Consider the following 13,743-nt stretch of genomic DNA (forward strand, 5'->3'; position numbering starts at 1 on the left):
GGCTCACGCGCCGAGCTTGATCTTGCCCCGCGCTATCTTGCGGAAGACCTCGGCCGGATAGAACTCCTGATTGTCGCCCCAGTAGGTTTCGCCGGCGACATCCCATTTTTCGAGCGACCAGATCACGGTGTGATCGGTGTAGCCGGTGAACACCAGACCGGGTTCGATGGTCCCGGTCGCGGTGATCCGGCGGCCCATGGTATCGGTGCCTTCGAAGATCACGCGGCTGGGTCCGAAGTGGCCGTATTCGAGCACGGTGCGCTTGCCCGATGCGAGTGACGCCATGACGCCGTCCCGCATCAGAAAGCCGCCCATGGTCTGCACTTCGCGGGCCTTGCCGATACAGAGCGTCAGGAAGCTGCCGCTCTCGCCGATGCCCCAGAAATAACCGCCGGTCGGCCAGTGCTCGGTGTCGTAGGGGCCGGACGAACAGTCCCGCATGGACCAGCAATCGATCGGATAGAGTTCGCCGCCCCGCCGGATCGTGCCGGTCATCCGGCCCGGCTGCTCGATATGATAGGCGGCGGTCTTCGCCTGATCGGGATCGCCGGTTTCCATCCGGTGATGCCGGCCCACGGCTTCCCACAGCAGGTCCATCCGGAACCCGTCGCGGTCGTAATCGATCTTGTACCGGTTGAGCGGTTCCAGAACCCTGACGGAGAGCGAATTGCGGGCCGTCACGTCGAACTTCCCGGCGCCCTCCGGGATCGCCTGCAAATGGCTCCAGTTGTAGTAGAGGCAGTTCCACTGCGTGGTTCCGGTGCGATCCCACAGCACCGGGCCGCCGTTCAGCAGGCCCATATTGGGCCGGAAGAAATGCTGGATCAGGCCGTGAATGCCGCGTTCGGGGATCGAGACGGAGAACCAGCTGTTCTCGTTCCAGTAGGGATTGTCGTCAGCGCCGTCGCTGAAGCGGTCGGCGGCGGGGAATTCGGTCACCTGTCACATTCTCCGGTCTCGAATGGCGAGCAGGATCTCTCTGCGCGCATTGGCCGGTCAGGCGAACGCATGCCCGGGAAGGCTGTCTTGACCATGCGGGCAGCGCCGCCGGATCGGGCTCGACCTGCCGGAAGGCGCGTTCGTACTGCGGATCCCGTGAGGACGGAGGCAATCTTGGACAGAATAGCAAGGCTGGAAGCCATCGAGGACATCCGCGCCCTCAAGGCGAAGTACTTCCGGTGCATGGACTGCAAGCTGTGGGACGAGCTGGCCTCCGTTTTCACCCGCGACATGACCGTCGTGACCCCGGCGGGGGACATCTATTCGGAAGGCGGGGCGAACTATGCCGCCAGTCTTCGGCACAGTCTGGAGCACGCAGTGTCGTGCCATCAGGGGCTGACGGCCGAGATCGAGATCGTCGATGCGGCGAATGCCCGCGCGATCTGGGCGATGCAGGACGTGATCGAATGGGAGGATCGCCATCCCCGGCAGGGCTGGAAGCGCATCCTCGGGCGCGGTCATTATCACGAGACCTACCGCCGCGAAGACGGTGCGTGGCGCATAGCGACCCTGAGCCTGACGCGGCTGCGGCTCGATATCGAATGGCCGGAAGACGGCGCTCCTCTGCGCGGGGAATAAACGGGCGCTTATTTCTTCTTTTTCGTCGTCGCTGCGGCGGCTGGTTTCGCGCCGGGGCAGGCCCATGCCTTGCGCGTTGCTGCATAGACTTGCGAGGAGGCGGAGGCGTTGCGGGTCTCCGGATTGTCGCGCAAGTAGGCGACCGTGACATCCTTGAGCTGGCTGATCGTCACGTCCGGCGGGATGCAGCTCTTGAGCTTGGCGGCCTCCCGCGTGGTGTTGAAGGCATCGACCGCGCCGGTGATATAGGCGAGGCACTGATAGGCGCTCTCGACATAGCCCTTGTCGCCCTTTTCGGCGGTGCAGACGTCGTAGAGTTCATTGCCGCTGTAAAACCCCGCATCGGCGGCCACGGGGATCAGCCCGAAAGGCACCACGGCGGCGATGCAGGCCAGGTATCTGGGTTTCATGCGCGAGTCTCTCCAGCCAAGGTGCAAACACTTGAGGCAAATGGAGAGCCCGTCAATAACCGCTCTGCGGCGATGGCATCCGACGGCGCGGAAAATGCGGCCACCGAATGATAGACAGAGCATGATCCGCTTCCGTTTGAACGGATCATGCTCTGCTTGCACCTCACGGCGCGGGTGGACCTGTCAGCCGCCCAGCAGGCCGGAAGTCTGGGCCAGCAGCCAGAGGCCGATCACCAGGAACAGCAGCGCGGCCACCGTGCGGACCATGCCCAGCGGAACGCGTTTGATAAGCGCATCGCCAAGGAACACGGCGGGCACATTGGCGATCATCATGCCCAGCGTGGTGCCGGCCATGACCGGCAGAACGCTCTGGAATCGGGCGCCCAGTGCGATCGTGGCGATCTGCGTCTTGTCGCCCATTTCGACCAGAAAGAAGGCGATCGCGGTCGTCAGGAAGGGGCCGAAGCGGCTGGGCTTGGGCGCTTCGTCATCGTCGAATTTGTCGGGAACCAGCGTCCAGGCGGCCATGGCGATGAAGCTGAAGGCAATCAGGTAGCGGAACCAGTGGCCCTGAAGGAAGGCAGCGGCCTGTTCGCCGACCAGCGCGGCGAGGAAGTGATTGGCCAGCGTCGCCACGAAAATGCCGCCGACAATTGGCCAGGGCCGCTTGAAACGCGTGGCAAGGAGGATGGCGAGCAACTGGGTCTTGTCGCCGATCTCGGCGAGTGCGACGACGGCGGTCGACGTGAGCAGGGCTTCCAAGGCGAATTCTCCGGGCCGGGCGACAGACAAGACAATAGCGCGGCAGAACCCGCCCGGCCGGACGGAGCTGCAACGCCATTGGTCTCGCCCGGACTGGTCCGAAATCGTTCGGTCCGTCCTCCTGTGCGCCACGGTCTCTCGACCAAGTATGTTGACGACAGGTCCCGCGCGGGAAACGCGGGCGGCTACTCCCCAGATGACGCCCCGCCCTTACCCGGGGGCGGGCGTGGAGGCAAAAGAAAAAAGAGGGCGGGAAAAAGAGGGCCCGGTCGCGATGCTCGCGGCCGGGCCCTTCAAGGATAGTCCGGAGGGTCAGGGTCCTCCGGGTGAGAGAAGCGATCAGAACTTGGCCGAGGCCGAGATCGTGAAGACGCGGCCGAGGTCGTAAGTATTGTAGTCCACCCGGCCGTCTTCCATTTGCTGGTATTCCTGATGGCCGCGACCGGTGAGGTTGCGGCCCTCGAACTTCAGCTCGATTTCCTTGTTCTCGGAGAGCCTGATGCCCTGCCGCACCACCAGATCGATGGTGAGGCCCGGATTCTCGACCACGTCCGGCTGGCCGGAGTTGGCCAGACCGCGGCTGACCGCGCGCTTGCTGGCGTAGTTGAACAGCAGCGTCTGCTGCGAAAGGTGGTCGGTGTCTTCCAGCCCGATCTGCACGTTGCCGATATGCTTCGACTGACCGGTCAGCGGGGCGCCGTTCATGAAGTAATCGGTGGCGAGCGAGGTGGCGGTACCGGCGCCGTAGATGCGCACGGTATCGGTATCGGAGACCTTCAGTTCCGACTTGGTGAAGGTGTAGTTGCCGATGAGCAGCAAGCGGCGCGTCTCGAAGAACTTGCCCATGCTTTCGAGGCGTACGTACTTCTGCGCTTCCAGTTCGACGCCGTAGAGGTTGGCCTTGGGCGCGTTGCCGTAGGACGTGATGAAGCTCTCCGAACCGGTCAGGAACGATTCGATCGGCTTGTTGATGCGCTTGAAGAACCCGCCAAGCGACACGCGCTGTTCGGGCGCGAAGTACCACTCCCACCGCGCCTCGGCATTATAGAGCTGACTGTCCACGAGGAACGGGTTGCCCTGATACGTGCGGTTGGTGTCGGGATCGAAGTACGGTTGATAGAGCAGCTCGCGGAACTGCGGGCGGGCGATGGTCTTGGACGCGCTGGCGCGGACCTGCATGCCGGGCTGGACTTCGTAAGTCAGCGTCAGCGCGGGCAGGAAGTACTCGTTCTTGAGGTCGGTGGGCTGCGAAGCGGCCTGGCCAACCGGGCGCAGGATCGTCGAAAGCTTGGCGTATTCCCAGCGCACGCCAAGGTCGAAGCTCAGCGCGTCGGTGATCTCGCCGTCCAGCTTGCCGTAGAAGGCGTGGTTGAGCAGCCGCGAATCGAACACCGAAGTCGCCGCATCGGGTTCGCGCAGTTCGAGGCCGTAGTTCACGCCGTTGTCGATCAGGTTCCAGGTGCCCGGCTGCAGCAGCACGTCAAGGCGCAGCAGGCCGAAGTTCGAGATCTGGTTCTGGTCGCCATAGGCATAGACGCCCAGCGAACGGCGGGAGTTGGTGCGCGAGTTGATCTGGTAGGAATAGCCTACCGTGCCCGTCCAGCCCGGCACGAACATGTGGCTAAGGTCGGCCCCGGCGGACCACACGTTCTCGTTTAGGCGCGAGAAGGTGATGGTCGTCGGCTCCTGGTTGCCATTGCCCAAACGGTTGACGAAATCGGCACCGAACTGGTCGGTGTCGGTATTGGTGCGCAAGTATTCGGCGGTGATTTCGAACGGGGCGAGGCGCTTGGAGTTGGCGTAGCCGGCGCGCACATCGATCGTGGTGTTGTCGGCCGGCTTGAACTCACCGACGAACTGGGTGTCGATCAACTGGCGTTCGTACCACGCCGTGGTCTGGTTCATGTAATCGGCCTGCGCGTTGTTCTCGCGGTGGCCGATGCGCAGGCCCGTGTGCTTGTCGGTGTCGTGAATGTACACGTTGGTCCAGCGGATCGAGTTCTCACCCCATTCCAGACCAAGGCCCAGCAGGGCATTGCCGACAATGCGGTTGTCGGTGTTCACGGCAGTAAAATCCTCGAACAGCTGCTGGGACGTCAGCCCCTGCGCGCGCTGCTGGGTGATCTGCTTGGTCTGCGTCTTGTTCGAGTACCCGGCCGAGCCGATCACGCCGAGAGTACCCCAGCCGAGATCGAACTTGGCGCCGGCCGACAGGTCGGCAGACCAGTTCGGCTGGGTATGGTCGACCCGCTGGATCACCGCGTTGCGGCCGTTGACTAGCAAACCGCCCAGCTGCTGGGCCAAGTCGCTGGTGGGATTGATGACCTGATCGCTGTTGAAATAGTCCTGCAGGGCCGAGGGGATCGAACGGTTGCCGTTGTCCCAGCCCGTCCAGTCGGTCTTCGAGCCGTAATACGTGTAGCTCAGCTGGTTGGTCGTCTCGGTGTCCCAGCCGATGCCGCCGCCGATTTCCAGGAAGTTCTTGTCCGGAATCGCCTTGGTGGTGAGGTTGATCACGCCGCCGCCGAATTCACCCGGGAAGTTCGCCGAATAGCTCTTCTGCACGAGCGAGGACGCCACGATGCTGGTCGGGAAGAGGTCGAGCGGGACCACGCGCTTTAGCGGTTCGGGGCTCGGCAGGGGGGAGCCGTTGAGCAGGGCCAGCGAATACCGGTCGCCAAGGCCGCGCACATAGACATAGCCGTTGCCGACCACCGACAGACCGGTGACGCGGCCGAGCGCGCCGGCAATGTCGCCTTCGCCGGTGCGGGCGATTTCCTCGGTGGAAAGGACCGAGATCACCTGCGGCGCGGTGCGCATCGCGTTGCGGCTGCGCTGGCCGGTGACGATGATGGCGCCGCCGGGCACCGAGATTTCGGGAGCCTGGCCTTCCGCGTCGGCTTCGGTTTCAGCCGATGCGGAGGGCGGGGCGGGGCTCTCGGGAGCGGGAGGTGTGCTGCTGTCCTGTGCCCACGCCAGCGACGGCGTGAGGATCGTGGTGGAAAGCAGCAGCAACGAGGCGAGCCGCGGCTTGGTCATGTCTGGTCCCCCTGGAACGCGTAGGATGTCGTTGAGGCTTTGGAGTGTGACAAAGGGGGCGGCCCGCGATGGACCACCCCCCGAAGTCACGGGTGGCCCGTTCAGGTCGTCGGCAGCGAGGTGCAGCTGGCGTTCGAACCGAAGTTGGCGGTCGAGTTGTCGCAGGTCCAACCCTTGTACCAGGTGTCCGAAGCGTTCGCGACGGCGCCGATGTAGGCGACGTTGTCGAAGAAGCTGGAGAGCGTGGTGAGGTTGGCGTAAGCGGTGCGGGCACTCTCGTTCGCGCCGTTGACGAAGGTGCTCGTCAGCGTCGAGGTGAAGGTGTCGCTGTTGTTGGTGCCTGCGGCGAACATGGACTGGGCGGTGCCGGCGGCATAAGTGCCGGTGTCCAGATACTTCGTCGCGTTGCAGGTCATGACCACCGAATTGGCCGTGAACGTGGCTTGATCTGCCGGATTCGCGCCCGAACCGTTGACGCGGATGCACTCGTTGTTCGGCGTGTAGATGATGCCGTTGACCAGCGCGATGTCGGCGTTGCCGCGGATCAGCAGCGAGGCCTTGTCATTGCTGTCGTTGTTCGAGCTGGCCGAAGGCTGGATCATCGTGAAGTTCGCGATGGTCGTCTTCTGGCGGGGGAACTGCGCTTCGAAACCGTCGGAGTCGGCTTCGACCAAGGCGTCGCCGCCGCCATTGCGCTGGAGCAGCAGGACGTACTGGAAGGCGCCCTGGAGGCCGGTGTCGATATCAAGGCTGTCATCGTCGGCGTTGACCGAGATGTAGTGCTTGAAGTTCACCGCGCCGCCGAAGAACTCGGCGCCGTCGTCCGAACTGTTGACCGACTGGAAGTAATCGAGCGTGGTACCGGTGCCGACGCCTTCGGCGGTCAACGACTGGAGTTCCTTGCCGTTGCCCAGGATGAAGCCCGAGTAGCGGATCTGCACGTACTTCATGGCGCCGGCGCTGTAGGTGTTGTCGCTGCCGCCGAAGACGGCCTTGTTGGCCGAGCCTTCGGTGTCGCGTTCGCAGGTGCCGTTGCCGGTCGGAGTGGTGGCGGCAGCGCCGTAGTTGCAATCCGTCACCTTGCCGCGGCCAAGTAGCACGACGCCGCCCCACTGGCCCTGCGACGAATCGTCGTTCGTGCCGACGACATTGTCGCGGCTGGTGAAGATGATCGGCTTGGTGGCGGTGCCGACAGCGTTGATCTTGTTGCCGCGGTTGACCGCAAGCCAGGCCGGCTCGGCAGAGTTTTCGCCGTAAACGATCACGCCCGGATCGATCGTCAAGGTGACGTTGGTATCCGCCGAGAGGACCTTGCTCTTGCAGCTGGCGGTGGTGGTCGTGAACGTCGCCGAGGCCGTCGGCGCCGCAAAGCCGCCGTCGCAGCCGACGTCGACGCGACCATTGAGGCGGTAGATTACGCCGGTAACCTTGGGAAGCGTGGCGTTGACGTCAACCAGCGCCGGCAGCGTGCAGACGCGCCAGCTGCCCTGCGGGACGGTGAGGACGCCGCTGTCGGTCAGGCCGCCGGTGGCGTTGAAGCTGGGGCAGCTTGCCGCCGCAACGACGGTGCCCGGCGTGGGTGTCGGCGTGGGCGAGGGGGTTGGCGTCGGATTGTTGATCACGATGCTGCCTGCGCCCGGCGAGGAGATGTCGTCGGCACCGCAACCGGCGAGAGCAAGAGCGCTGCACCCAAGCAGCATGCCATGAATAGTCTTCACGTGAATTTCCCCCCTTGGACAGGTCGGTACGAAACGGCGAGTCCGTTTTCGTTGTCAGGGGCGTGTAGGTTGATGAAGTGACACTTTGTTGGCGTCACGGTGACAGAAATATACCGATTGATGACCGTGATATGACAATTGCTGTGCGATGCAGGCGCGCAGCGGCCTCGAAGGGACGGCGACTCGCGATTGTCCGGACGCTTCATGCGTTAATTGCAGTTTTATGACACTTACGTCATTTTCTTGCGGAGTGCCGAATTGCGGCGGATGTTGCTCTCAATCAACATATCCGTCCGGGAGAAGAATCATGTCGCTCGTCGCTGCATTTGCTTCGGTTCTGCTGGCTCAGAGCCCCGCTGCGCTGGCTACGGACCTGCCTACGCACGACACTGTGGATGTCGCTTATCAGGACCTCTCGCAGGGCCGTGCCGACGCCGCGCTGCGCAAGCTGGAGGCCAATGGCGCCGCCCATTCGGACGATCCGGCCACGCTAATCAACCTCGCCGCCGCCTATGCCGCCACGGGTCGCACCGACAAGGCCTTGATCAGCTACCGTGCGGCCATCGTCAGCCCTCAGCGGTATGACTTGCAACTGGCCGATGGGACCTGGGTGGACTCGCGCGCGGCGGCTCGCATGGCGATGCAACAGATGCTTCGCGCCAATGCGCAAGCCGCGCGCTGAGGCCTGAAAAGCGCCGTTTTCTTGCATTCTGTCTGGCGGGCCGGGCCCCGGATCGTGCACTGTGGACGGTGCAGGATCGGGTGTAGGCGGAACGCGTGCCCTGACGTATAGTTCGCTCGCCCGTGCGGGTGGGGTCGGGGGAAATCTGCATATCTCCTGACGCTGCGCGGAGCGCGACGGCCCCGTGCAAGGCTGGTGACAGGTACCTCTGGCGGGAGGTGGATCGAGGGGCGGAACCCGGGTAGGGTCGTCTTCTCGTCACACTCTTGTCATCTGGACGGCGCACTGGGCCCTCATACGGAGGGCAATGGTGATTCGACTCGTTCAGGTTCAGGTCCGTGCGTTGCGCGGTGTTCTTTCGGTTTTTGCCGGTGCGTTCGGCATGTTTGCCGCCACCGCTGCGCAGGCGCAGCAGGTGACGCGCGCCGATCCGGCTGGTTCTGGCCCGATTGTGGCAGCTCTTGGATGGTTGCAAGGCACGCTGCTGGGCAATGTCGCCACCGCGGTTGCGGTCATGGCAGTCGCCGCTGTGGGCTTCATGATGCTGACGGGCCGCATGAACTGGCGCTTTGGCGCGACGGTCATCATCGGCTGCTTCGTGCTGTTCGGCGCCGGGGCGATCGTTTCCGGCATCCAGTCGGCGGCAGGGTAAGGGGCGTTTGATGAGCCTGGCGCGCTTCCCGGTCCATCGGGCACTCACCCGCCCGCAGATGTTCGCGGGGGTGACGTTCACGTTCTTCATCATCAATGGCCTGGTGACGACGGAGATCTTCCTCATCACCAAGAGCTTCTGGGCTCTGCCGGCGGCGCTGGCGATTCACGGCGTCGGCTATGTCGCCTGTCTTCGCGAGCCGAGGATTTTCGATCTCTGGCTTGCCAAGGTCAGCAAGTGCCCGCGCGTGCCGAACTGGCAGCGCTGGGGCTGCAACAGTTACGCGCCCTGAGCGCGTGACGGGGGGAAGCGGTACGATGTCGGGGAAGAGGAAATCGGGCCTGAAAGGTTGGGGGGCCAAGGAGATGCTGGTCGGTGACCGGCTGCCTTACCAGTCCTTCGTGGACGAGAACGTGGTGCTTCTGCGCGACGGTTCGGTCATGCTCTCGCTGGTGGTGCCGGGCCTCGCGTTCGAGACCGCCGACAGCGAGGAACTGAACGCCCACGTTGCCACGCGCGAAGTGCTGCTGCGCTCGTCGCTCGATGCCCGCTTCGTGCTGTACCACCATGTGATCCGCCGCCGCGTCGAGATCGCCATGGACGGCCAGTTCGACGATCCGCTCGCCGCGCATATCGACGCCCGCTGGAAGGTGCGCACGGGTTCCGGCGCGCTGTTTGTCAACGACCAGTTCATCACGCTGGTCCGCCGCCCCGCGCGCGGCAAGGCGGGCTGGGCGGACAAGCTTTCCCGCTTCATGAGGAACAAAGGGAAGGCGCCCGCCGAAGCTGACGTGGCCGATGTGCGCGCGCTGCGCTCGGCAGCGACGGCGATGGTCGCCTCGCTCGGCTCCTACGGCGCGCGCATCCTTGGCGATTACGAGGGCGGTGCGGGCAACTGTTCCGAAGTTCTCGAACTGCTCTCGGCGCTCTACAATGGCGAAATGCGCCCGGTGCGCCGCCCGGTCGAGGGCACCGACCTTGGCCACATGCTGCCCTATCGCCGCGTGAGCTTCGGCATGGACGCGCTGGAACTGCGCGGCGCCGAAGGCTCGGGCTTCGCCTCGCTGGTGAGCCTGAAGGACTATCCGGATTCGACTTCGCCGGGCCTGACCGACGCACTGTTGCGTCTGCCGACCGAACTGGTGCTGACCGAGACATATGCGCCGTGCGACCGCCAGATCGCCCGCGAACGCATTGACCTTGCGATCCGCCGCCTGCGCTCGGCGGACGAGGAAGCCATGGCCGAACGGCGCGAGATGTCCGCCGCGCGCGATGCGCTCGGCACCGGCGCGGTGGGCTTCGGGGACCATCACCTCTCGGTTTTGGTGCGCGCGCCGTCGCTGGAAGGGCTGGACGACGTCACGGCCTCCTGCGCCGCCGCGCTGGCCGATGCCGGTGCCGTCGCGGTGCGCGAGGATGTGAACATGGAGCCCGGCTTCTGGGGCCAGTTCCCCGGTAACGAGGCGATGATCGTGCGCCGCGCGCTGATTTCCAGCGCCAACATGGCCTGCTTCGGCTCGCTGCACGGTTTCGCGATGGGGCAGGCAGGTGGCAACCACTGGGGCGACGCGGTCACGCTGCTCGCCACCACCAGCGCGACGCCGTTCTTCTTCAATTTCCACCAGGGCGATCTCGGTAACTTTACCGTTATCGGTCCGTCGGGCTCCGGCAAGACGGTGGTCATGAACTTCCTGGCCGCGCAGGCGCAGAAGTTCAGCCCCCGCACCGTGCTGTTCGACAAGGATCGCGGCGCCGAAGTGTTCCTGCGCGGCATTGGCGGCACCTACAGCCGCGTCGCTGCCGGGCACCCGACCGGCTTCAATCCGCTCTCGCTGCCCGACACCGCCGCCAACCGCGCTTTCCTGCGCGACTGGCTGGGCGTGCTGCTGGAAGCCAAGGGCCCCGAGGAACTGGCGATGATCGCCGGCGCCGTCGATGCGGCCTATCACAACGATCCCTCGCTGCGCCGCCTCTCGCATTTCCGCGAACTGCTGGCCGGTGCCCGCCGTCCCGAGCCCGGGGACCTTGGATCGCGCCTCGATGCGTGGATTCAGGGCGGCGAGCACGGCTGGCTGTTCGACAACCAGCAAGACCGGCTCGACCTGTCCGCCCGCGTACTCGGCTTTGACATGACCGCGCTGCTGGAAAGCCCGCGCCTGCGCACGCCGGTCATGATGTACCTGTTCCACCGCATCGACGAGCGTCTCGACGGTGAGCCGACGATGATCCTCATTGACGAGGGCTGGAAGGCGCTCGACGACGAAGTCTTCGCCGCGCGCATCCGCGACTGGCTGAAGACGCTGCGCAAGCGCAACGCATTGGTCGGTTTCGCCACCCAGTCGGCGCGGGACGCGCTGGACAGCAAGATCGCGACGGCACTGGTCGAACAGACCGCGACGATGATGTTCATGCCCAACGCCCGCGCGCGCTATGAGGATTATTGCGAGGGCTTCGGACTCTCGCAGCACGAATTGGACGTCATCAAGACGCTGCCCGCGCATTCGCGCTGCTTCCTGATCCGCCAGTCCGATGCCTCGGTGGTGGTGCGCCTTGATCTCTCGGGCATGCCCGAAGTGCTGACGGTGCTGTCGGGCCGAGAGAGCACGGTGCGCAAACTGGACCAGCTGCGCGAACGCTACGGCGATGCGCCCTCGGCGTGGTATCCGCTGCTGACCGGCTTCCAATGGCCCGGAGAATTCGAGGAAGGCGAGCACGATGCCGCCTGGGGCCAGGCGGCGGAGTAAGGCGGATGAGCGCCGCCTGCGAGCAACTCACCGAACTGGCCTCTCAGGGCGTCGCCCCGGCGCTCCGCGCGGTCGATTGCGTGTCCAACGAGATGGCGGCGGCTGCTTTCGGCCGCCTGTTCGGCGCCAACGGGGCGATGGCCCCGGTGCTGATCCTCGTCCTGACGCTCTATATCGCGTTCCTCGGCTTTTCGCTGCTTTCGGGCCGGTCGAGCCTCAGTGTCTCGGCGCTGACGCCGCGCATGCTGACGATCGGCTTCGTGCTGACGTTTGCGACGAGTTGGATCGCCTACCAGAGCGTGGTCTGGAACCTCGCCATCGGCGGGCCGGACTGGATCGCAGGCGCGGTGATGGGGGCCAAGGGATCGGCCACGCAGATCTTCGGAGACCGCATCGATATCGTCTTCAATGCCATTGCCGAGGCCTCGCAGGCCGCGACCCAGAGCGGCGGTGAAGCGGCTCAGGGAGCCGCCCAAGGCGCCGCTGCTGCGGGTGCAGGCGCTGCCAAGACCGCAGTGGCAGCCGGAGGGGCGGGCCTGTTCTCGCCCGACAGCGTCATGTGGATGGGCGCGCTCCTGCTGCTACTCGGGACTGTGGGCGTACTGTTGACTGCCCGCATCGCGCTGGGCGTGCTGGTCGCGCTTGGGCCGATTTTCGTGGTCCTGGGCCTGTTCGGCGGTACGCGCGGACTGACCGCCGGCTGGCTGCGCGGCGTTGCGCTGACGGCGATGACCCCGCTCTTCGTCGTGCTGGGCGGCGGGATCACGCTGGAACTGCTGGTGCCGATCGTCTCGTCGCTAGTGAAAGGCGCGGAAATGGGCGAGATCGATGGGCGCGCGGCCATGGCGCTGTTCATGGTCGCCGCCGTCCATCTCGCGCTCATGGGCATGGTGCTGAAAGTCGCGGGCAGGCTGGTTTCCGGTTGGCGGGTGTTCGGCCTGGCCGACAATGAGCAGGCGAGGGGCCGGAGCGACAGCGGCGCACAATCGGCTTCGGCGCCCATGCCCTCGGTTCAGGTTCAGCCTTTCGCACCCGCTTCGGCGCAGGGACGGGCCCCGGCGATTTCCGCCGCCAGCGCGGCGGCCATGGTGGCGGCTTCGGGCGGCGAGGGTGGTTCGGCTACGCATTCAAGCGACCGGCGCACGGTGATCACACAAGTTTCGGGGGGCGGGATCGAGCCGCTGGCGCAAGGCGCGGCGGCGCGCGCGCGCGGCATCGGCAGCCGGTTCCGCAGCGCCTCCAACGATACGTCGAGGGACATCGGCCGCACGGCCGCAGGAAATACCGGCTCCGGGCCGGCGAAGGAGAAGTCGTGATGATCCGCCGCAAGGCCCATGCCCTCGCCGCGACCGCAGCCCCGGTGCTTCTTGCCCTGGCGGCCCCCGCTCTGGCGGACGAGCGCCTCGTGAGCCACGCCTACGCAGATAACGAGGTGGTGCGCATCGACGGACGGACCGGCGTGCAGGCGACCATCGCTTTCGGCAAGAACGAAGCGATCGAGAACGTGGCGGTCGGCAATTCCCAGACCTGGCAGATCACGCCCAACAAGCGCGCCGACCTGCTGTTCGTGAAGCCGCTGGAACCTGCCGCGCGCACCAACATGACGGTGGTGACCAACCGCCACACCTATTTCTTCGACCTCGTCGCCTCGCCCAAGTCGCGGCCGCTCTACATGCTGCGCTTTACCTACAAGGACGAGCCGGTCGAGACTGCGGCGCCTGTGCCTGCCGCGCTGGCTTCGCTCGATTCGTCGGAACGGGCGATTGCGGAAGGCGATCCGCTGGCGATGCCTTCGGACGCGGCGGCGCTGAACTTTGCGTGGAAGTCGGCCGGTGTCGCCAAGCTGCTGCCCGCCCGCGTCTACGACGATGGATTGTCGACGTATCTGCTCTGGCCGGCAAACACGGCTGTCCCGGCGATCCTCGTGCAGGACGAGAAGGGTGACGAAGGCCCGGTGAACTATGCCGTGCGCGGCCAGACCATCGTTATCGGTGAAGTGCCCCGGCTGATCATCCTGCGTTCCGGCAAGTCCAGCGCGACGCTGGAAAACAACCGCGCGGCCATGCCAGCTGCGGCTCCCGTTCCGGCCGCCGCCGCAGTTGCGGCCAATACGGCCGGCACCGCTCCTACTGCCGCTTCGTCTCTGGGGAACTGACAC

The 13,743-nt window shown here is 65.2% G+C and carries 12 protein-coding genes; 7 read left to right on the forward strand and 5 right to left on the reverse strand.

Translation table 11 applies throughout. The features are described 5' to 3' along the window. Nucleotides 1-3 precede the first annotated feature (3 nt). On the reverse strand, nucleotides 4-939 hold the full coding sequence (locus AC1VVM_RS08055; RefSeq protein ID WP_482903483.1) for a hypothetical protein: 936 nt from the start codon (nucleotides 937-939) through the stop codon (nucleotides 4-6). Nucleotides 940-1,113: 174 nt separating this feature from the next. On the opposite strand from AC1VVM_RS08055, the gene AC1VVM_RS08060 reads away from it, so the two are divergent. Then, a complete protein-coding gene (locus tag AC1VVM_RS08060; RefSeq protein ID WP_482903484.1) occupies nucleotides 1,114-1,578 on the forward strand; it encodes a nuclear transport factor 2 family protein in 465 nt (154 codons plus the stop codon). An 8-nt stretch (nucleotides 1,579-1,586) separates the two neighbouring features. Here AC1VVM_RS08060 and AC1VVM_RS08065 read toward each other — a convergent pair whose 3' ends face one another. The 4 genes from AC1VVM_RS08065 to AC1VVM_RS08080 form a co-directional block, all read right to left on the reverse strand. Continuing rightward, nucleotides 1,587-1,988 (reverse strand): Rap1a/Tai family immunity protein, encoded by a 402-nt coding sequence (locus AC1VVM_RS08065; RefSeq protein ID WP_132389282.1) that lies wholly within the window; start codon nucleotides 1,986-1,988, stop codon nucleotides 1,587-1,589. Between the two features lie 183 nt (nucleotides 1,989-2,171). Continuing rightward, a complete protein-coding gene (locus tag AC1VVM_RS08070) occupies nucleotides 2,172-2,750 on the reverse strand; it encodes a TMEM165/GDT1 family protein (protein WP_482903485.1) in 579 nt (192 codons plus the stop codon). A gap of 339 nt (nucleotides 2,751-3,089) precedes the next feature. Then, nucleotides 3,090-5,789, reverse strand: a complete 2,700-nt coding sequence (locus tag AC1VVM_RS08075; RefSeq protein WP_482956285.1) for a TonB-dependent receptor domain-containing protein — start codon at nucleotides 5,787-5,789, stop codon at nucleotides 3,090-3,092. Between the two features lie 101 nt (nucleotides 5,790-5,890). Then, nucleotides 5,891-7,507 carry a hypothetical protein gene (locus AC1VVM_RS08080; RefSeq protein ID WP_132389288.1) on the reverse strand — a complete coding sequence of 539 codons (1,617 nt, stop codon included), beginning with the start codon at nucleotides 7,505-7,507 and terminating at the stop codon, nucleotides 5,891-5,893. A 307-nt stretch (nucleotides 7,508-7,814) separates the two neighbouring features. Between AC1VVM_RS08080 and AC1VVM_RS08085 the strand changes: the two genes are divergently transcribed. The 6 genes from AC1VVM_RS08085 to AC1VVM_RS08110 all read left to right on the forward strand — a co-directional run bounded on the left by AC1VVM_RS08085 (nucleotide 7,815) and on the right by AC1VVM_RS08110 (nucleotide 13,740). Continuing rightward, entirely contained in the window at nucleotides 7,815-8,189 is a 375-nt protein-coding gene (locus AC1VVM_RS08085) for a hypothetical protein (protein WP_132389290.1), read from the forward strand. 307 nt (nucleotides 8,190-8,496) lie between these two features. After that, entirely contained in the window at nucleotides 8,497-8,841 is a 345-nt protein-coding gene (locus tag AC1VVM_RS08090; protein WP_482903487.1) for a TrbC/VirB2 family protein, read from the forward strand. Nucleotides 8,842-8,851: 10 nt separating this feature from the next. After that, nucleotides 8,852-9,133 (forward strand): VirB3 family type IV secretion system protein, encoded by a 282-nt coding sequence (locus AC1VVM_RS08095; RefSeq protein WP_132389294.1) that lies wholly within the window; start codon nucleotides 8,852-8,854, stop codon nucleotides 9,131-9,133. Nucleotides 9,134-9,158: 25 nt separating this feature from the next. Beyond that, the gene (locus AC1VVM_RS08100; protein WP_482956286.1) at nucleotides 9,159-11,585 is read left to right on the forward strand and encodes a VirB4 family type IV secretion/conjugal transfer ATPase; all 2,427 of its coding nucleotides are present in this window, start codon (nucleotides 9,159-9,161) and stop codon (nucleotides 11,583-11,585) included. Between the two features lie 5 nt (nucleotides 11,586-11,590). Then, nucleotides 11,591-12,901 (forward strand): TrbL/VirB6 family protein, encoded by a 1,311-nt coding sequence (locus tag AC1VVM_RS08105; RefSeq protein WP_482956287.1) that lies wholly within the window; start codon nucleotides 11,591-11,593, stop codon nucleotides 12,899-12,901. Continuing rightward, entirely contained in the window at nucleotides 12,901-13,740 is an 840-nt protein-coding gene (locus tag AC1VVM_RS08110) for a TrbG/VirB9 family P-type conjugative transfer protein (RefSeq protein ID WP_482903490.1), read from the forward strand. Before AC1VVM_RS08105 ends, AC1VVM_RS08110 begins: the two co-directional genes overlap by 1 nt. Nucleotides 13,741-13,743: the final 3 nt, after the last annotated feature.

This window comes from Novosphingobium sp. BL-S-33, assembly GCF_056857025.1.

Coding starts and splice junctions, on each gene's coding strand:
- AC1VVM_RS08105 (WP_482956287.1), top strand. CDS start 11,591: ATGAGCGCCGCCTGCGAGCAACTCACCGAACTGGCCTCTCAGGGCGTC.
- AC1VVM_RS08090 (WP_482903487.1), top strand. CDS start 8,497: ATGGTGATTCGACTCGTTCAGGTTCAGGTCCGTGCGTTGCGCGGTGTT.
- AC1VVM_RS08075 (WP_482956285.1), bottom strand. CDS start 5,789: ATGACCAAGCCGCGGCTCGCCTCGTTGCTGCTGCTTTCCACCACGATC.
- AC1VVM_RS08110 (WP_482903490.1), top strand. CDS start 12,901: ATGATCCGCCGCAAGGCCCATGCCCTCGCCGCGACCGCAGCCCCGGTG.
- AC1VVM_RS08095 (WP_132389294.1), top strand. CDS start 8,852: ATGAGCCTGGCGCGCTTCCCGGTCCATCGGGCACTCACCCGCCCGCAG.
- AC1VVM_RS08085 (WP_132389290.1), top strand. CDS start 7,815: ATGTCGCTCGTCGCTGCATTTGCTTCGGTTCTGCTGGCTCAGAGCCCC.
- AC1VVM_RS08065 (WP_132389282.1), bottom strand. CDS start 1,988: ATGAAACCCAGATACCTGGCCTGCATCGCCGCCGTGGTGCCTTTCGGG.
- AC1VVM_RS08100 (WP_482956286.1), top strand. CDS start 9,159: ATGTCGGGGAAGAGGAAATCGGGCCTGAAAGGTTGGGGGGCCAAGGAG.